The sequence below is a fragment of the Pseudoalteromonas sp. SR44-8 genome, from assembly GCF_014163635.1.
GTDB lineage: Bacteria > Pseudomonadota > Gammaproteobacteria > Enterobacterales > Alteromonadaceae > Pseudoalteromonas > Pseudoalteromonas rhizosphaerae.
The window spans coordinates 1-18,985 of sequence record NZ_JACJDS010000060.1 but is presented as its reverse complement, the minus strand read 5'-3'; the positions used below and the strand labels follow the sequence as shown (position 1 = coordinate 18,985).

The following is an 18,985-nucleotide window of genomic DNA, read 5'->3' as shown; positions in this document are numbered from 1 at the left end:
TATCAGCTATCAGCTATCAGCTATCAGCTATCAGCTATCAGAATGGCCTCTTAGTTAAATGGATATAACGGCCCCCTCCTAAGGGGCAGTTGCAGGTTCGATTCCTGCAGGGGCTACCAATAAAATCAATAAGTTATGTGTTTTTATTTTCCTTTCCTGTTTTTGTGTAGCACATTTGCAGCTGTTTTCTATGGAGTAGAATGTTGAAACTTGTGCAAATGAAGGAGTTAGATTTTGCTTGAGCTGGTTTTTAAGCATGTGCAGCATAATTATAACTTTTTCCCAAAAGTTGAAATTGGTGAAAGAGATTCTTTATGTAGGTTCTGCAAATTAAATAATGTTAAGTTTAATAAAAAGAAAGCTCATTCTTTTCCAGAGTTTCTTGGCAATAAAAGCATCTTTACAGCTAATGAATGTGATGAGTGCAATGCAAAGTTTTCAAAAATAGAGAAAAATTTAAGTGATTTTATACCGCCTACTTTCATTACTCGACTAAAAGGTAAGAAAGGCTATCGGCCAAATTATCTAAAAGGTGGTAGTAAAATTTATGGGGACGATCAATTCATAACATTAATACAAGAAAACTCTTCAGAGCAAAGTTCATTAAATTTTTCTTCACAAGCTTTTGATATGGTCAAAGTTTACAAGGCAATTCTTAAAAGTCTAATATCTATCCTTCCAGATGAAAAGTTAAAAGAATTTCACCCTACTTTAGGATGGTTGACCTCAAATCAGAACTTTGAAAGCCTTAATCATTTTCCTATTTTTTGGTGTGGGTATAGAATGCCTGATGTTAATTTTCCTATAAAAATGGAAATCGAATTAACTAGAGAAACTTCTGATAATCACATTATTTATCTTCTATATTGTCAATTTAATAACTATTTTATTTTTTTTCCTTTTTCCCCAACCAGCAAATTATTTTTTAAAGCTGAGCAAATAGCTCCAAAAACAATAGCTGAGAACATACATTATGAAAAAGTTGATTGTCGCGACGGGATAACAAGCCACTCATATAAAATCAACCTTTCTTTTGGTGAACCTGATATAACTTCGAGCGAAGAGCTTACTATAGAGCAGTTAAATAATATATTGAAAAACAGGGAAGGGAACAGTAACCAATGATGACCACAAGTATGAATCAGCTGAAATTCGCAACAACTAAAGCTAAGGATGGGTTATTTGATGAAGCTATAGAAATTTTATTGTTTACTTATCAAAGTGGAATATCATCAGATGCTGATATTTTAAAAATATTGCCGTATTATCAGAAAGCTGGCAGATACAACGAGCTTGAAAAACTTTGTCAAGAACAGTTCATTCCACAATTGGAACAATTAAATCATTCGACGTTTTCTCATAAATGTGAAGAAATTCAAAAATCTTTTCTATCCTTAAAGCTGTATAAGCTATATGCAAAGTTGGCTTTGTGTGCAGAAAGAGAAAATCAAACTATGGATGAAAAAAGATTTATTAGTTTTAGCCAACAATACTATCGGGTTTATGAAGAGCTTTTAGAGCAAGGTACCAAAGTCGAAGAGCTTAAAGAGTTTAAAAGTATTGCGAAAAGATACGGAAAGAACAGTAATATGTGGCCTGAGTTTTTGCAAAAAAAATTTTCTAAATATATAAAATAGTTAAACTCAGATAGTACAGTTATTTACAGAACCCCAAGTAAGAGCCTTTTTGCCATTCTGGGAAGTGGTTAGCTAGAGGTGATTTTTGGATTTGAGACTTTATTTGGTATGAGCTAAAGCTTAGTTTAGAGCTTTAGCTATTTGAAATGTTGTATTTAACGGCAATTTTATTTAAAAGTGATAGCTTTAGCTCTTTTTAGATTATAGGGAGCTTTAGCTAACTCGTTTCAGCTTTAGGTTATGCCTTTTCTACCTTCCATGAATAGTGCCTAGTGCTAGTGCCTATTAAAAAACGGCTTTAACCGCGAATCACTGACCTTTTGCTTTGAGTATGAGTTCACCATCATAATAGCTTTGTAAGCACTCGCCAGTTTCCTCAACGATGTTTAAATTGGTGTGTAATTTAATAGGTCTATCTTTTATCAATTTATCAGCCTCAGGTGTTTGCTTGCTACATATTCACTGTAGTAGAGCGGCAGGACTATATATTCCTTCTCCAGTGGTGATGATCCTTGCGTGCCTGTGGGTTTAATTGTTTGATAGGCTGGCATTTATTTAAAACCAAAGGAGTCAAATCCTGACTTCAGACATCAGAACTTTAGATTGACCTGATATCAAGCTAACTGATTGTATTTTAGACTTTGCTCTATCTGTTAAGATGTTGGTTTACACTTTTACGCGCGAATAAATGTGATTTTCCACACTTTTATGCGCGAATAAGTGTAGTTGTGTTGTATGAATTAAATTTACTACCAATTTAAACGGTGATGTTTTACCTTGTTGTGTAGTCGTTTTTAAGGGGTAACGAAGATATGGCAAGGCCTATTTCAATAGAAAACGCTGAGCATTATAACTGGGGTGATAATTGCGATGGCTGGCATTTGGTGCAAAGTGAGCAGCTGAGTGTTATTCAGGAGCGAGTGCCGAGTGGGGCGTGTGAGATGGCGCATAAGCATGAATTTGCAGAGCAGTTCTTTTTTATACTTAGTGGGCAGGCTAGTTTGAAAGTGGAAGCTGAAACGCACATATTAAATCCGCAGCAGGGCTTGCATGTGCCAGCAGGGGCTGTTCATCAACTATGTAATTATGGCCAAGATGACCTTGTGTTTATTGTTACTTCAACGCCGCCAAGTCATGGCGATAGAGTTAACCAATAACCCAGGTGGCCTAGACCTCCTGGATTATTGGTTATATTTTTATCCTAGCAAACTAGCAAACTAGCAAACTAGCTTCTAATTCCCTGGGCCACATTCCATACATTGATTAATGATGTCTGGGCCAAATTTAAGCTTGGCGTTTAAATCACGCAGTGCGGTACGAAGGCCTTCTTCTATCACAGGGTGATAAAATGGCATGTCGAGCATTTGTGGTACAGTCATTTTGTTTTGTACAGCCCATGCCAGTAGGTGGGCGATATGCTCAGCCTGTGGGCCAATAAACTCAGCACCTAAAAATAAGCCTGTGCCTTGCTCTGCGTATAAACGCATATGACCTTTATTTTTCAGCATTACGCGGCTGCGGCCTTGGTTTTCAAAGCTGACTTCACCAACTTCAAAACAACCACACTCACCATAACGAGCCGTTATTTGTTTGTACGTTTCACCGACCATAGCAATTTGTGGATCGCTGAAAACGGCTGCAATTGGCGCTCGGCGCAGGCCAATACGTACATCAGGAAAACGGCCTGCATTTTGCCCTGCTATTGTTCCTTGGTCGCTCGCTTCGTGCAGCAGTGGGATCATGTTACTGGCGTCTCCGGCGATAAATATATTGGAGTCGCCACATTGCATTGTGTGTTTATCAGCGATTGGTACGCCACGTTCATCAAGCTCAATGCCGGTGTTTTCAAGACCGAGTTTGTCGGTGTTTGGTACGCGGCCCGTCGCGGCAAGTACGTAATCAAATTGCTCGGTTTGTTTGTTGCCGTTTTTGTCTACATAGGTAAGCTGCGCTTTATCGCCTACTTGTTTCATATCGGATACGTTTGAATCGGTATCGACAAAAAACTCTTCAGCAAATACGGTATTTGCGTAGTCTTTTATAACTGGGTCGGTAATTGGGCCAATCGCGCCACCCACACCAAATAGTTTTACCTTAACACCTAAGCGATGCAACGCTTGGCCAATTTCGAGGCCAATAACACCAGGGCCAAATACAGCAACTGACTCTGGCAAGTCTTGCCAATCGAAAACGTCATCATTTATGATTAATCTGTCGCCAAAGTTATTAAATACGCTAGGGTAAGCAGGGCGAGAGCCGGTGGCAATTACAAAGCGCTTAGCGGTAATAATTGTATGGTCGTCAATCTGTACGCGATTGGCATCTAAAAATTTTGCGTAGCCTACTATTTTATCATCAGTGGGTAGCTCATCTACGGCTTCTACTACAAAGCCTACGAAGCGGTCACGCTCATTGCGCACACGTGCCATTACTTCAACACCGTTTATGGTTGGTTTTGAGCTGTGCACACCAAAGGCTGGCGCGGCTTCAATTGCATGGGCGGCTTCTGCGGCGGCAATAAGTAATTTACTTGGCATACAACCAACACGCGCACATGTTGTACCGTATGGGCCTGCTTCAATCATTAATACGTTGGGCGTGTGTTGTTTTGCATTGCGGTAAGCGCTTAAACCTGCGGTGCCAGCACCTATTACAACAACGTCTGTGTTCAGTTCTTTCATGGTGATGTCCTCAATACCAATTTTATTAAAAAACTGGTTTTAAATTAGTTAATAAAATAGGTATATGCATACCCAAACTACCTCAAGATACAGAATTCAGCGTGTCACAGGGGCTTGTATTAAAGCGTTAATTTGCAAAAATGAGTAAGTAACAACTATGAGAGTAAGTTCCTGTGACACGCCCGTTGGGTTGGTTTAAAAGCGATTTATACTGCGTTATTGATTTTAACAATAGAACCACTATTACTTGTAATCAATGCCTTGCCTAAATCGCTTTTAATTCCACCTGATGTTCGCATCTTGAAATAGTTTGGGTATGGATAGGGGCATTACTGCCCCTTATTATTTACTTAAGGTATTTACTTAATTAAGCAAAGTATTTTTCTAAATCGTCAGAGCCACCAATGTGCTTACCGCCGATAAATACTTGTGGTACGGTCTCACGGCCTGAAATAGCTTTTAGGCTAGTCAGTGATGCGCCAGCACCCATAGTGATTTCTTCGTATACTAGGCCTTTCTCTGTTAATAATGCTTTCGCTTTTTTACAGAAAGGGCAGCCAGGTTTAGTGAAAATGCTCACCGGCTCTGGTTTAACTTGTTTAGGGTTGATGTAATCAAGCATAGTGTCTGCATCTGATACTTCAAACGGGTCGCCAGGTAAATCTGGTTCGATGAACATTTTTTCAATTACGCCATCTTTAACCAGCATAGAGTATCTCCAGCTGCGTTTGCCAAAACCTAAATCGTTTTTATCAACTAACATGCCCATGCCGTCAGTGAATTCGCCGTTACCGTCTGGTAATAAGGTAATGTTTTGTGCTTCTTGATGCTCAGCCCATGCATTCATTACAAAGGTATCGTTTACTGATAAACACACAATGTCGTCAACGCCGTTTTGTTTAAGTACACCAGCTAATTCGTTGTAGCGTGGTAAGTGAGTTGATGAACAGGTTGGTGTAAATGCACCGGGTAGTGAAAACACAACCACTGTTTTACCTTTAAAAATGTCATCGGTAGTTACTGATTTCCATTCGTCATTTTGACGTGTTGCAAATGTAACCTGTGGAATTGTTTGACCTTCAATATTCTTTAACATGTTTTTTAGTTCCTCTTGATTTGTTGATAGCCATTATGTCGTGAAAGTTATAATAGCTCCAATCGTTTGTTTATATTAGTATGATAGGTATTACCGATTAATTGTGAGTTTGCAGTGAATTTAAAAGATCTTGAATACGTAAAAGCGATTGCGCACTTTAAGCATTTTCGTAAAGCCGCCGATGCATGTTTTGTCAGTCAACCCACTCTCAGTGGACAGGTTAAAAAACTTGAACAAGAGCTTGGTGTTACTTTATTTGACCGCTCTACTAAGCAGGTTACTTTAACGGCTCAAGGTGAACGTTTGTTGACACAGATCAAAGTGATCTTAGAGCAAACCCAAATATTAAAAGAGCTAGCAGCAACGTCATCGTCGCCACTACAAGGTAAAGTAAGAATAGGTATTATTCCAACGATTGCACCGTATTTATTACCCACCTTACTCACCTCGATGAAAGAAGCGTTTGCTGATAGCCAATTTGCTTTTGTTGAGATGCAAACCGCGACTATATTAAGCGCACTGGATAACGGTGAGTTAGATATAGCTATATTAGCAGATGTGCCTGAACTTAAACTTTATCATACAGTTAAATTGTATAAAGAAGACTTTTTGGTCGCTATGTCAGCGCAAAATAGTTTAGCAAAACGCAGTAAAATAGCGTTAGATGAGCTACAAGAGTGCAGTTTATTGATGCTCAGCGATGGTCATTGTTTTAAAGATCAAGCCCAGCAATTTTGTTTTGCCGCTGGGGTTGATGTGTCCAATGAGTACCGAGGTAATAGCTTAGAAACCTTATTAGCATTGGTGGCTATGGATGATGGGGTAACCTTTGTGCCTAAGCTTGCGTGCACAGAGCGTGCAGGTATTAGCTACTTGCCAATCTTCCCAACTCAACAGCGAAGTGTGGTGTTGGCTTGTCGTAAACATTACCCGCATTTAGCGGGCATTGAATTACTTGCTAATTGGCTTATTGAGCACCCAAGCTTACACCAACACTTGACTAAGGCTCTAAATTAGTCAGTTCTACTACATCATTTATTTGAATATTAGGCAGTGGTTGTTGGTCAATACTGACGGCAACCGCACTTTGTTGATATACCTGCTCAACTTGTATTTGATTGAGCGTGGTGATCAGGTGTGGCATTTTATTTCCCGCAGCATCCGTTAAATAGTTATGATGTGCAATATTTAAACGTTGGCCTTTTTCAATACCATGGGCTTTGCCTAAATTAATAATTAGCTTATTGTTTTCTATATGTAGTATTTTACCTTGGGTTTCAAGGCAAGCCATTGCGGCTTGTAAGTCGTAACTAACGGTTTGGTTTATGTCAGCTATATTTTGGCCGTAATCTGAATTCCAAAATTTATCACTAAACACGTCAATAATTGCAGTTTTTTCAAATGGCCAGATAGCTTGACTGCGATAACTTTTTTGCCACATTCGCTCGTAAGTGGTGCCATCAAATAAGGCAAAATCTATTTTATATGAACGTTGGTAGGTTTCGTCCTGCCAAAAAGCATAACTGTTATTGAGTTTATCGCCATTTGAGATATCAACAATTTGACTTAACAATACATACTGAGAATTACTGCGGCTCGATATTTCTTCTAATAGGGCATTACTGTAATCGTATTGTTGATTAAAAAATTCGCCAACGCGGATCGGAAAGTTAAAATAGGCAGTTGGTTTAGCATTCATAGCTGATTGATTTAACGTTTTGTAGAGTGCTTCGCTGGTGGCTTTGTTAATGTCAAATATTTGACCCATCTTCGCTTGTTCGCGATTATTTAATTGTGTTTGGGTGATCGCAACAAATTTAGTAAATTGGTTCGCAGGGCAGTGTTCTTGTTGAGGGAAGATATCTAAGCGCAAAGTAATTGCAAATTGATCGGCTTTACGATCTTCGCTGATCATCTCTATTTTTTGAATTTCGCCATGGCTGTTTATTTTTAGCTGATCTTGAGTTAACACCCCATCTACTAAGGTTTGCATTGAGCTGACGCGTGCCCCTGAGAACACTAAAGCTTGGGTGATAGCATCTTTTATTGCCGCCGATTTTGCCGCACTTATGTCATCATTTTTAATGCTTGCATGGCCGGTTGATTCATACCATTGAGCAACTGTATGGGAGGGAAATAGGCTAATACTCAGCCAACTGCTGGCGATTACTACCATTGATAAAATTCGCTTCATTACCCTAACCCCATGAATATACATTTGCTATTAACAGTGACAGAGCAAGGACTGTACCAATTGTTTTGCAAGGTTGCTTTAAAACCGTCATAGCAGTTAATTATGGCATTGATCGTGCATTGAGTTAGTTATTAATGTCTCTTTTAAAGCGTGAGAAAAGCCATGCGTATTGTGATTTCAATTTGTATATTAGCAAGCTTAGGTCTAGCTGGCTGTAGCAGTATTTTTGATAAACATGTGGAATATAAGTATATTGAGCCAGATAACTACCCAATTCTAAAAGCCGTGGGTTATGCGCCGATCAGTGCGCAACCGGGTGATAACCAATCACAACGCTCATTAATGGCGATTAAAGCATCAAAACTAGAAGCGTATCGTGAGCTTGCAGAGCAAGTATATGGGCAAAAAATTACCGCAGGTACCACAGTGCAAGGCAGTATTGCACAAAACGATCACTTGCAAGGGCAAGTACAAGGGATTATTAAAGGCGCACAAGTAATTAAAACCTATGCCGTAGGTGATACCTATGCCACTGAGTTACAACTTGATATGAAGCGGGTGCATGATTTATACATAGGTGAAATTAAACCACGCGAAGTTAAAAAAGTAACTTATTACTAAAACGCTTGATCTAATAAATTCGTTGTTATTTACGTTAGTAACTAACAAAATACACGCTAAAATATCTCACAGTGAATACTTCAGTGCTATGCTTTATTTAATGTTTTTTATTGAATAAAGCTTGTGGCACGTAAAAAAATAACTCGGTTTTTATTAATATGCTTATGGTCGCGTCAGTGAGCGTTTTACACTTTGGCTGCGTGCTTTTGCGATGCCCGTTACTGCATTTTGCGCTATTGTTTATATTAGTTACCAGTGTGGTTTTTGCCGATCGTCTCCCCATCCAGTTTAATGTCTTTTTAGAAAAAATGAACCTGCAATTTGGACCAACGCGCGTAGCGGTAGCACGAAATTGGCAAACGATGTTGGTTCAGTCACAGAATCAAACTGGCAATAAAAGTATCTAGCGAAAGGTAGTTATAAATGCAGGGTAGATCAATTAATCAGAAGTAGGCACAGGTGAGGCTCAAGAAGGGGTTATGCTTTTAAGTTATGGACGATTTTACTGTTACCGTGAACAACACTACCACCTTGGTCATATGTTGTAGAGGTTGGCACACCAATTAAAATGTCTTTTAATTGTTTGACGGTTAATTGTGCATGGTGGGCTGCATGAGCATTAACATCATTTTTCTTTTTACATGACTCTAATAATTTACGCACATCACTAATTAAGTTTGTCACTTCGTCAGATTCAACGTCATTATTTGCAAGTAAGGTTTTGAGCTCTTTGTCTAAAGTTTGAATTTGACTCAAAAAGGCGAGTTTTTGTTTCGCGACATCTTTTAGACCCTCACCACGACGGGAAGCTATAGCGGTTAATTCATCTTCTAAGATATCAGCAAGGGATGTTAAGCAATTTAGCTGCATAACAAGTTTAGAACTGATCAGACTGTTGTGATCAGCCATACACATCAAACTCAAATGCAGCGATATTTTTTGCTAACTTTTCAGCATCAATCTGATATTTACCTTCAGTAATTGCTTTTTTTAGCTCAGCCACTTTGTTGCTATCAAAACCAGAAGACTGCTGTGCTTTGTCTTGCAAAGATTTTAACTGTTGCGCTTGTGGTGTTAAGCTTACTGAATCAGCAGTCGCTTTTGGCGTAGTTGCTTGCGCAGTATTAGCATTATTGTTTTGTAAATCAACTTTTTGCTGTTTTGCATTGGTCAACACATTAGCCTGTTGCTGACCTTTATTTACTTGGCTTACCATGATTTCAACCTATACATTATCCAACACATGCCTTGTTATCGGCAACCATGCTAGAAACTTTAGCATAAATACGAAAGTTTAAATAATTACCTGCACAGACTCAACACCGTCAACACGGGCATTTAAAACTTTCCCTGATTTTGCATTTTTAACTTTTACTTGCTCCCCTAAAGTACCATCTTCTAGGGCTAAACCGGAAGTTTTTATTTTCAATCCTCGAATTATTGCGAAAATAGTGACATTATCCCCTTTGCAGACCATACAGATTTGATTTAAAGCAACAGGGTAACCACTGCGGATATTGCGTTTGCTGCGGCTACCAATCAACAGTTCTTCATCTTGTAAGTACTGTGCTCTTACGAAATGTTTTGGTTTCATAATCAAACGTAAATGATGGGGTTCGATAACTTCACCCCGACTTAAATTTTCAGTGGCTATAATCACAGGGGATAGTTCAATCATACGTACATGAACATATTGACTCCAACCATTTAGGTCATCACATTTTATTTGTACGGTTATTTGGCGATTAAATGGCGGCTCAGTAGGAATATTAAATGCAAGGTCGCTGTTGCAGCCACGATCTGGGATCCGGCTATCCAATGTTAAGGCGTTGAGTTCCTTATCATCGGCAGTATTAGGGTCTAGTTGATCATAGACATGAGATACAGCAAGTTCTTGCAATTGTTCTTTGCTATATGTTTGCGCATACAGTGGAGTTACTAGGCATAAGCTAGCAAGAAAATAAAAAACACTGTATCTTCGGCTTTTTTTTAACAAACTCATAATGTTTCGACTATGCTTATGGTTGAAAACAGGGTATAAATATTTAGCGTCAATAAACAGACGCTCCCGTGTAGTTATGTAGCTTTACAGAAAGAAAGCAATTATTGTTCCGTTCTTATTCGCTTTCTTCAGGAGATTGAAATGGCAGGCATTTTAGACTCAGTTAACCAACGCACTCAATTGGTTGGGCAAAACCGTCTTGAATTATTATTATTCAAGCTAAGAGGGCGGCAGCGCTTTGGCATCAATGTGTTTAAAGTGAGAGAAGTACTGCAATGCCCTCCTTTGACAAACATGCCAAAGTCAAATGCGTATATAAGAGGTGTCGCACATATACGCGGGCAAACTATTTCTGTTATCGATTTATCGATGGCCGTGGGTGGTCCTGCGATCGAAAATATTAAAGATAGTTTTATAATCATTGCTGAATATAACCGTTCCGTACAAGGGTTTTTGGTTGGTGGCGTTGAGCGAATTGTTAATATGAATTGGGAAAAAATAATGCCGCCACCGTCAGGAGCTGGCAGATATTCATATTTAACTGCAGTGACAGAAATTGAAAACGAGTTAGTCGAAATTCTTGATGTAGAAAAAATATTAAACGAAATTTGCCCGGTGAATACCGAAGTCAGTGCTGCAATAGCTAATGATGGTGAAATTCAAAAAGACTTAGGTGAGCGCATTGTGTTTATTGCCGATGACTCTGCCGTTGCTCGTAATCAAGTCAAACGTGCATTAGAGCCGTTAGGCGTGCAAACAGAGCTGGCTAAAAATGGTAAAGAAGCATTAATACGCCTTCGTGAGATTGCTGCACTTGATTGTAAGCATGATATTACCGAGCGAGTAGGATTGTTGATTTCTGATGTTGAAATGCCAGAAATGGATGGTTATACCCTAACCGCTGAAATAAAAGCAGATCCAAAGTTAGCCCCCTTACATGTTATTTTACATACATCGCTCAGTGGTGTATTCAATCAAGCGATGATTGAAAAAGTGGGTGCTGATGACTTTATAGCTAAGTTCAATCCGGATGAGTTAGCTACAGCAGTGAAAAAATGGGTTCATTGTGACTAATTTGAAAAGGCGGTGTTACTTTGGAAAATAAGCATTTACAGCAAAGCGAGTACGATCAGTTTCGCTCTTTTTTAGAGCAACAATGTGGCATTGTTCTGGGAGATAATAAGCTTTATTTAGTCAAAAGCAGGCTTGCTCCGCTAATGGTTCGTTTTAATGTTGAATCATTGTCACAATTGGTTAGTAAAACACTGAGTCCGCATGAGCGGCAGTTACGTGCCGCAGTCGTTGATGCTATGACGACCAATGAAACTTTATGGTTTCGGGATCAATACCCGTTTGAACTATTGCAAAGTAAGTTATTTCCGGAACATAAAGAGTTACGTCGTCCGTTGAAAATTTGGTCTGCGGCAAGTTCCTCTGGACAAGAGCCATATTCTATTGCTATGTCGGTTGCTGAGTTTCAAGCTAAACAGCCGGGTGTATTAAAAATGGGCGCGCAGATAATCGGCACTGATATTTCTAATACTATGTTAGATATGTGTAAGCATGCAGAATATGACTCCCTTGCTCTAGCTAGAGGGCTGTCGGTAGAGCGCAGGAAAAAGTTCTTTAAAGATAGTGGCAACGGCATGGCGCAAGTAAACGACTCAATAAAAAAATTAGTGAGTTTTAGACATCTTAACTTATTAGATTCATACGCGCTAATGGGCAAGTTTGATATTATTTTTTGCCGCAACGTGCTGATTTATTTCGCACCAGAGGTTAAAGCCAAAATTATTGCTCAGTTTGCTCAAGCACTAAATCCTAAAGGGTATTTATTTTTAGGCGCATCAGAGTCTATGTCAGGGTTAAGTGACGAATTTGACATGGTACGCTGTAATCCAGGTATTATTTATCAAAAGAAATAGCTTACCAGCGTATTTAACGCGCTAAAACACAAGTTACTCAAATCTCATCGGTGGTAAAACCGAATCTTGAATACTATAAAACGATGTGGCTCCACATCGTTTTTCTTTTTAAATCAAATGATTAAACGAACCATAAAACATCAACCTAATTGGCTCAACTTTTGCATTAATCATCTTAAGTCAATTTTTTGGAGATGGTTATGGCTATCAGTTTTGATAAAGCATTTGGGGTTCATCCTCATGCAATGTTGATCCGTTCGCAACGTGCTGAGTTATTAGCAACCAATATCGCTAATGCTGATACGCCGGGCTATAAAGCGAAAGACATCGACTTTGCCTCAGCATTGAAAGCGGCAAAAAGCCACCAACAAGGCGGCAATAACATGGTAACAACTAACCCAAACCACATTGCCGGTGGCAGTCGTTATGTTGGTAATAGTGAAATGTTTCGCTCGCCAAATCAAGCAGATACAGGTGATGGCAACTCGGTTGATATACAAGTGGAACGAAACTTGTATACAAAGAACTCATTAGAGTATCAGGCAAGCCTGCAATTTATGAGTAGTAAAATTAAAGGCCTTAAAAAAGCCCTCGGTAGTCAAGGAGCCTAAGCATGAGTTTATATAACGTTTTTGATATTTCAGGTAGTGGTATGAGTGCGCAAAATGTGCGTTTGAACACAACCGCGAGTAATATTTCAAATGCTAATAGCATTAGCTCAAGCCAAGACAAAACTTACCGGGCGCGCCACCCTGTTTTTGCAGCTGAACTGATGAAAGCATCAGAATCAAGCGGTAATGTTCAGGGGTCGTCTGTTGGCGTTAAAGTGTTAGGTATTGTAGAGAGTAATAAACCATTACAAATTGAATATAACCCTAATCATCCTAGTGCGGATGAAAACGGTTATATCTACAAACCTAACGTTAATGTCGTTGAAGAAATGGCTAATATGATTTCTGCCTCACGCTCTTATCAAACCAATGTGCAAGTTGCTGATGCAGCGAAGCAAATGTTAAGTAAAACACTGTTGCTTGGGCAGCGGTAATTGAGGAAAGATTATGAGTAACGATATCAGCAGCACATCGTCAACTTATTTAGATTCGATTAAGTGGCAAGATAAACAGGTTAGCAGTGATAAGAAAAGTGATGCGTTAACCCAAGAAGATTTCTTCTCATTGTTAACACAGCAACTGTCGTTTCAAGATCCCAGCAAACCAGCTGACAATGATCAAATGATCGCGCAGATGACAAGTTTCACCATGGCTGAAGGTATCTCAAACCTTAATAGTAATTTTCAGTCATTAGCCGCATCGATGACATCTAACTCAGCACTACAAGCATCGACTTTAGTGGGTAAACAAGCATTACTAGAGTCTAATACATTAGACCTAAACGATGTTGGTAGCGCTAAAGGAACCGTGGTTGCAGAAGAGCCTGTAGAAAACTTATTTCTACGAATTGAAGATTCATCTGGTCAGTTGGTGCGTAGTATTGATTTAGGTGCGCAATCAGCGGGCGCTGTCCGTTTCGAGTGGGACGGCATGAATGATAATAAAGAACGTTTACCACCAGGTGAATATAAAATTAAAGCTGAAGGGCAGTTAAATGGTGAGTACACGGCTTTACCTATAGCTACTTTTAAGAATATCGAGAGTGTTAATATTAATGGTGCAAACGGCATTATTATAAACACTAAAGAAGGTGCGGTTAGGCTAGCTGACGTTGCAGAAATCGCGTAAAAATTTTAATTATTAGTTAGCCACAGGCTAAACATTGACAGATTAGAGGTGAATTATGAGCTTCAATATTGCATTAACTGGCATTGCTGCCGCACAAAAAGACTTAGATGTAACAGCAAATAATATTGCTAACGTAAATACGGTAGGCTTTAAAGAGTCACGTGCTGAATTTGCTGATGTATACGCATCTTCGGTATTTAGTTCAGGCAAGACAAAAAATGGTGATGGTGTACAGACAACTATGGTGGCACAACAGTTTCACCAAGGTTCACTAAAGTTCACTCAAAACTCATTAGATTTAGCTATCACAGGTGAAGGTTACTTTGCCATGAGCCAAGATTTAGGGGCACAAGATTTTACTTATTCGCGTGCAGGCGCATTTAAACTTAATAAAGATAACTTTATTGTTGATGCTAAAGGCAATTACTTGCAGGGTTTTCCTGTTGATGAAGCTACAGGTGATACAACATCGGTAAGTTTAAGCACGTCATCAGCGTTACAGATCCCTGATTCATCAGGATCACCGCGAGCTACGACGAATGTTTACTCTTCGTTTAACTTAGACTCGCGTGCAACCTCGCCGTCAATAACTACTTTTGATCCTACAACGAGCGCATCATATAATAGCTCAACATCAACAACAGTATACGACTCGTTAGGTGAGCCGCATGTTTTACAGTTTTTCTTTGTTAAAACAAATTCTACAGTAACGGGTAATGACAATGAGTGGCAAACTTATGCGACCTTAGATGAAAAGCCATTTAGCCCTGCAGGTGTTGAAGAGACTGCTCCTCCTTACACACCATTATCAACCTTTCAGTTTGATTCTAGTGGTAAGCCATTAAACACAGATGGTGTCGCGAATACAGATAACACATTCAATCCATTAGCAATTCCAAGCGGTGCTGGTGCGGCAGTAGGGCTATCTGATTTATTAACAAATGGTGCCAGCTTCCCTGAAAATGTTACTGTTAATTGGCGCGATGAAGCGGCCACCGATAATAAAGTCCCGACTCAATATGCTAGTCGTTTTGAAGTTAAAGCACTTGAGCAAGATGGTGCTACTGTTGGACGTTTAGCCGGTATTGATATTGGTAGTGATGGTAAGATTGTCGCTTCATACAGTAATGGAGATACCTCATTCTTAGGGCAAGTAGCGATGGTGCGCTTTTCTAACTCACAAGGCTTACAACAAGCTGGTGATACAGGTTGGAAAAAAAGTTTGACGTCTGGTGAGCCAATCGCTGGCGAACCAGGTTCTGGTACTTTAGGTTCCATTAACTCTACAGCGCTTGAGCAATCAAACGTGAATTTAACGAATGAACTCGTAGATTTGATCAGTGCACAGCGTAACTTCCAAGCAAACTCACGTGCGCTTGAAGTGAATTCAACACTACAGCAAGCTATTTTGCAGATCCGCTAATCTCGTTCTAATATTTTTTATAATCCGACACCTAGGCTGCTATTTATTAGCAGCCTTTTTTATTTGCGATTGATTATTTTTTGTAACTTATCACGTCAGTTTATTGTGGCACTTATCTTGCATTTGTCATGTTATAGATTTTTAACGTGAGTCGATGTTATGGACAAGATGGTCTACATTGCAGCGTCTGGAGCTAAGCAAAGTTTGCGGGGCCTAGAGCTTAAAGCAAATAATTTAGCAAATGCCAATACCACAGGTTTTAAAGCTGACTTCGCACAAGCGCGTTCGATGCAAGCTTTTGGCGAAGGCCTGCCGACACGTGTATTTACCATGCAAGAGCGGCCTGGTTCCAATATGACTTCCGGCGGTATTGTTGAGACTGGACGTGATCTAGATATTGCTATGAGCGATAAAGGATGGCTTACGGTGCAAGATGCTTCAGGTAATGAGGCATATACAAAAGTCGGTACGTTGAATATCACTCCTGACGGCGCTTTGATCACCAGTCACGGGCGTCAAGTTATTGGCGAAGGTGGACCAATTATTTTGCCATTGCCAGTGGAGAAAATTGAATTTAGTGAAGATGGCTCTATCCAAGTTCGCCCGCAAGGAGCTCCAGCTAACTTTTTAGAAGTTGTTGATCGTTTGAAGGTGATCAAGGCAAATAATTCAGAGCTTGAAAAAGGTAATGATGGCTTATTTCGGCCAAAGCCTGAATTACTGGATAATGATATATGTGGATTTTGTGACATCTCTAATGATGTGAAAGTGATGAGTGGCACTTTGGAAATGTCAAATGTGAATCCGGTACACGAGATGGTAGATATGATAAACCATCAACGCCAATTTGAATTACAAGTTAAGTTAATGAAAACGGCTGAAGAAATTGACGAACGTCAAACTCAATTGCTGCGTATTGTTTAACTTTATTGAGAGGATATTAATATGAATCCTGCATTGTGGATAAGTAAAACGGGGCTTGATGCCCAACAAACTGACATTTCGGTTATCTCAAATAATTTAGCCAATGCCAGTACCGTTGGTTATAAGAAAAGCCGTGCTGTGTTTGAAGATTTACTTTATCAAAATATTAATCAGCCGGGTGGACGTTCATCACAAGATACTGAAATGCCCTCAGGTTTAATGCTTGGTGCTGGTACCAAAGTGGTTGCTAATCAGAAAAACTTTTCTCAAGGCAATATGTTAACCACCGAAAATTCATTGGATTGGATGATATCAGGGCCCGGTTTTTTTGAAGTTTTACAGCCTGATGGCAATATCGCTTACTCTCGAAATGGTCAATTTACCACGGATGAAGACGGCCGTATTGTTACTGCCGGCGCTGGTTTTCCCGTACAGCCAGAAATGAATGTACCTGATGACGCACAGTCCATTACTGTATCGCAAGATGGAGAGGTATCAGTACGTATCTCAGGGCAGCCAGAGAATGTGGTAATAGGTCAGTTAACGATCAGTGATTTTATCAATCCATCAGGTCTAGAGCCTGTAGGTCAAAACTTATATACCGAAACGGCAGTCAGTGGCGCACCTGTGCAAGGTAACCCTGGCCTAGAAGGATTAGGCACTGTTGTGCAAGGTGCACTTGAAACCTCTAACGTAAATGTAACTGAAGAATTAGTTAACCTGATTGAAACTCAACGGATCTATGAAATGAATTCAAAAGTGATTTCAGCGGTTGATGAAATGATGAGTTATATCAGTCAGCAACTTTAATTAATTCGGAGCAAAGTTATGCGTAATTTATCTATAGTCTTAACGGGTGCATTTATATTGAGTGGTTGTATGACAACTCAAAACCACAGCGTGGTTCAAGATGATCCATACTATGCTCCCATGTATCCAGAGCCTGCCGCAGAGCAAATCGTGCCGACAGGCTCATTGTTTGATAGTAATTTATCAAATGATTTATATTCAGATAAAAAAGCCTTACGTACTGGAGATATTATTACAGTTAAGCTGCAAGAATCGACGCAATCATCAAAAGCAGCTAAAACTGAAACGGATAAACAAAGTGATGCCAGCTTAGACCCTGTCATTGGGTTAGGCGGACTACCGGTTAATATTGGTGGTGATAGTATTCAGTTTGGTGTGGGCAGCGGTGCAAAATTCAAAGGTGATACTAAGTCAAACCAATCTAATAGTTTATTTGGTGATATTTCCGTGAATGTTATGCGTGTATTACCTAATGGTAATTTAGTGATCCGTGGTGAAAAATGGCTGACTTTAAACACCGGCGAAGAATTTATTCGTCTGGAAGGACTTGTGCGCCCACAAGATGTTACTGCAGATAATACTGTGACCTCTAATAGAATCGCGAATGCTCGGATTCAATATTCTGGTAAAGGGCAAATGCAAGAGACTCAAACGGCAGGGTGGTTAACTCGATTCTTCACCAGCTCTCTGTTCCCTTTTTAAAGGATGTTGATATGAATAGCTTGAAAGCGTTGCTGTGTATATGTTTATTAAGTTGGCACTTTAGTGCAAGCGCTGAACGTATTAAAGATGTCTCAATGGTTGAAGGCGTTCGCTCAAACCAGCTGGTTGGTTATGGTCTCGTGGTTGGTTTACCTGGCACCGGTGAGCAAAGTCGTTTTACTGAACAAAGCTTTAAAGCCATGCTAAATAGTTTTGGTATTACCATGGCATCGAATTTAAAACCCAAAATCAAAAATGTAGCTGCGGTTGCTGTGCATGCTGAGTTACCTGCATTTAGGAAGCCAGGGCAGACAATCGATATTACTGTATCGTCAATAGGTAGTGCGGGTAGCTTACGTGGCGGAACATTACTACAAACCTTTCTAAAAGGGGTTGATGGGAATACTTATGCTATCGCACAAGGTAGCTTAATTGTTGGTGGATTAGGTGTTGAAGGAGCCGATGGTAGTAAGATCGTAATGAACACGCCTACGGTAGGGCGTATTCCTAATGGCGCAACGGTTGAACGGGCAATTAAAAGTCCTTTTATGCAAGGTGATTACATAACCTTTAATTTAAATCGTCCAGATTTCACTACCGCTAAACGTTTAGAGCAAACTATTAATGAACTTATCGGCCCAGACAGTGCACATGCACTTGATGCCGCTTCAATACGTGTTATTGCACCGCGTGATGCGTCGCAGCGTGTTGCTTATTTATCTACGCTTGAAAATTTAGAGTTTAAACCAGCGGATACTTCGGCAAAAATTATCGTTAATTCACGTACTGGTACCATAGTGATCGGCAAAAATGTAAAGTTACAAGCGGCGGCAATTACCCATGGTGGCTTGACTGTTACGATTGCGGAACAGCAAAATGTATCTCAGCCTAACGCATTAAGTGAAGGGGAAACGGTCGTTACTAATCAAAGTATTATTGATGTTAACGAAGATGATTCTCGAGCCTTTGTATTCAACCCAGGTGTTAGTCTTGACGATTTAGTACGGGCAATTAACGAAGTCGGCGCAGCGCCCGGTGACTTAATGGCAATACTAGAAGCATTAAAAGAAGCGGGGGCCATCAGCGGTCAACTCGTGGTTATTTAACCATATTGACCCCCTAAGTTTGCGTTAACTCGCATTTAGGGGGGGCTTGACTTGCATAATTAATCAACGCTTTTATACTTTCGCAAACTCGCAAACTCGCAAACTCGCAAACTCGCAAACTCGCA

21 protein-coding genes and 1 tRNA gene are annotated in these 18,985 nt (G+C 39.8%); 16 read left to right on the top strand and 6 right to left on the bottom strand.

What is annotated here, in order from left to right:
- The first annotated feature begins 44 nt into the window (after positions 1-44).
- From H5183_RS20755 to H5183_RS20740, 4 genes are all read left to right on the top strand, one after another.
- Positions 45-119 (top strand) — tRNA-Arg (locus H5183_RS20755).
- Between the two features lie 115 nt (positions 120-234).
- On the top strand, positions 235-1,125 hold the full coding sequence (locus H5183_RS20750; RefSeq protein ID WP_182732606.1) for a hypothetical protein: 891 nt from the start codon (positions 235-237) through the stop codon (positions 1,123-1,125).
- On the top strand, positions 1,122-1,637 hold the full coding sequence (locus H5183_RS20745; RefSeq protein WP_182732605.1) for a hypothetical protein: 516 nt from the start codon (positions 1,122-1,124) through the stop codon (positions 1,635-1,637). Before H5183_RS20750 ends, H5183_RS20745 begins: the two co-directional genes overlap by 4 nt.
- Positions 1,638-2,449: 812 nt before the next feature.
- Positions 2,450-2,794, top strand: a complete 345-nt coding sequence (locus tag H5183_RS20740) for a cupin domain-containing protein (RefSeq protein WP_182732604.1) — start codon at positions 2,450-2,452, stop codon at positions 2,792-2,794.
- A gap of 75 nt (positions 2,795-2,869) precedes the next feature.
- Here H5183_RS20740 and H5183_RS20735 read toward each other — a convergent pair whose 3' ends face one another.
- Positions 2,870-4,318, bottom strand: a complete 1,449-nt coding sequence (locus H5183_RS20735) for a dihydrolipoyl dehydrogenase (RefSeq protein ID WP_182732603.1) — start codon at positions 4,316-4,318, stop codon at positions 2,870-2,872.
- A 367-nt stretch (positions 4,319-4,685) separates the two neighbouring features.
- A complete protein-coding gene (locus H5183_RS20730; protein WP_145239576.1) occupies positions 4,686-5,414 on the bottom strand; it encodes a glutathione peroxidase in 729 nt (242 codons plus the stop codon).
- A gap of 114 nt (positions 5,415-5,528) precedes the next feature.
- On the opposite strand from H5183_RS20730, the gene H5183_RS20725 reads away from it, so the two are divergent.
- Positions 5,529-6,431 (top strand): LysR substrate-binding domain-containing protein, encoded by a 903-nt coding sequence (locus H5183_RS20725; RefSeq protein ID WP_182732602.1) that lies wholly within the window; start codon positions 5,529-5,531, stop codon positions 6,429-6,431.
- On the opposite strand, the gene H5183_RS20720 is transcribed toward H5183_RS20725, so the two are convergent.
- Positions 6,415-7,608 carry a flagellar assembly protein FlgT gene (locus H5183_RS20720; RefSeq protein WP_182732601.1) on the bottom strand — a complete coding sequence of 398 codons (1,194 nt, stop codon included), beginning with the start codon at positions 7,606-7,608 and terminating at the stop codon, positions 6,415-6,417. The two genes, H5183_RS20725 and H5183_RS20720, sit on opposite strands and share 17 nt — an antisense overlap.
- 162 nt (positions 7,609-7,770) lie before the next feature.
- Here H5183_RS20720 and H5183_RS20715 point away from each other — a divergent pair, with 162 nt between their 5' ends.
- Positions 7,771-8,229: an LPP20 family lipoprotein gene (locus H5183_RS20715; protein WP_145239567.1), complete on the top strand. Its 459-nt coding sequence runs from the start codon at positions 7,771-7,773 to the stop codon at positions 8,227-8,229.
- Positions 8,230-8,706: 477 nt separating this feature from the next.
- On the opposite strand, the gene flgN is transcribed toward H5183_RS20715, so the two are convergent.
- The 3 genes from flgN to flgA form a co-directional block, all read right to left on the bottom strand.
- Positions 8,707-9,138, bottom strand: a complete 432-nt coding sequence (gene flgN, locus H5183_RS20710; protein ID WP_145239564.1) for a flagellar protein FlgN — start codon at positions 9,136-9,138, stop codon at positions 8,707-8,709.
- Positions 9,131-9,445: a flagellar biosynthesis anti-sigma factor FlgM gene (gene flgM / locus H5183_RS20705; protein ID WP_145239561.1), complete on the bottom strand. Its 315-nt coding sequence runs from the start codon at positions 9,443-9,445 to the stop codon at positions 9,131-9,133. The genes flgN and flgM overlap by 8 nt, the downstream gene beginning before the upstream one ends.
- 78 nt (positions 9,446-9,523) lie before the next feature.
- Complete coding sequence (gene flgA, locus H5183_RS20700; protein ID WP_145239558.1) at positions 9,524-10,231, bottom strand: flagellar basal body P-ring formation chaperone FlgA; 708 nt, start codon at positions 10,229-10,231, stop codon at positions 9,524-9,526.
- A gap of 141 nt (positions 10,232-10,372) precedes the next feature.
- On the opposite strand from flgA, the gene H5183_RS20695 reads away from it, so the two are divergent.
- From H5183_RS20695 to H5183_RS20650, 10 genes are all read left to right on the top strand, one after another.
- Positions 10,373-11,305 (top strand): chemotaxis protein, encoded by a 933-nt coding sequence (locus H5183_RS20695; protein ID WP_145239555.1) that lies wholly within the window; start codon positions 10,373-10,375, stop codon positions 11,303-11,305.
- Between the two features lie 20 nt (positions 11,306-11,325).
- Positions 11,326-12,156, top strand: a complete 831-nt coding sequence (locus H5183_RS20690) for a protein-glutamate O-methyltransferase CheR (protein ID WP_145239552.1) — start codon at positions 11,326-11,328, stop codon at positions 12,154-12,156.
- Between the two features lie 200 nt (positions 12,157-12,356).
- Positions 12,357-12,767, top strand: a complete 411-nt coding sequence (gene flgB, locus H5183_RS20685; protein ID WP_145239549.1) for a flagellar basal body rod protein FlgB — start codon at positions 12,357-12,359, stop codon at positions 12,765-12,767.
- 2 nt (positions 12,768-12,769) lie between these two features.
- On the top strand, positions 12,770-13,201 hold the full coding sequence (gene flgC / locus H5183_RS20680; RefSeq protein WP_145239546.1) for a flagellar basal body rod protein FlgC: 432 nt from the start codon (positions 12,770-12,772) through the stop codon (positions 13,199-13,201).
- 13 nt (positions 13,202-13,214) lie between these two features.
- Positions 13,215-13,895 carry a flagellar hook assembly protein FlgD gene (locus tag H5183_RS20675; protein ID WP_145239543.1) on the top strand — a complete coding sequence of 227 codons (681 nt, stop codon included), beginning with the start codon at positions 13,215-13,217 and terminating at the stop codon, positions 13,893-13,895.
- Positions 13,896-13,950: 55 nt separating this feature from the next.
- Positions 13,951-15,318 (top strand): flagellar hook protein FlgE, encoded by a 1,368-nt coding sequence (gene flgE / locus H5183_RS20670; RefSeq protein ID WP_182732600.1) that lies wholly within the window; start codon positions 13,951-13,953, stop codon positions 15,316-15,318.
- Between the two features lie 159 nt (positions 15,319-15,477).
- The gene (locus tag H5183_RS20665; protein ID WP_145239537.1) at positions 15,478-16,242 is read left to right on the top strand and encodes a flagellar basal body rod protein FlgF; all 765 of its coding nucleotides are present in this window, start codon (positions 15,478-15,480) and stop codon (positions 16,240-16,242) included.
- Positions 16,243-16,263: 21 nt separating this feature from the next.
- Positions 16,264-17,052, top strand: coding sequence for a flagellar basal-body rod protein FlgG (gene flgG / locus H5183_RS20660; protein ID WP_145239534.1), 789 nt, complete (start codon positions 16,264-16,266; stop codon positions 17,050-17,052).
- An 18-nt stretch (positions 17,053-17,070) separates the two neighbouring features.
- Entirely contained in the window at positions 17,071-17,754 is a 684-nt protein-coding gene (flgH, locus tag H5183_RS20655) for a flagellar basal body L-ring protein FlgH (protein WP_145239531.1), read from the top strand.
- Positions 17,755-17,765: 11 nt separating this feature from the next.
- Positions 17,766-18,860, top strand: coding sequence for a flagellar basal body P-ring protein FlgI (locus H5183_RS20650; RefSeq protein WP_145239528.1), 1,095 nt, complete (start codon positions 17,766-17,768; stop codon positions 18,858-18,860).
- The last annotated feature ends 125 nt before the right edge of the window (positions 18,861-18,985 follow it).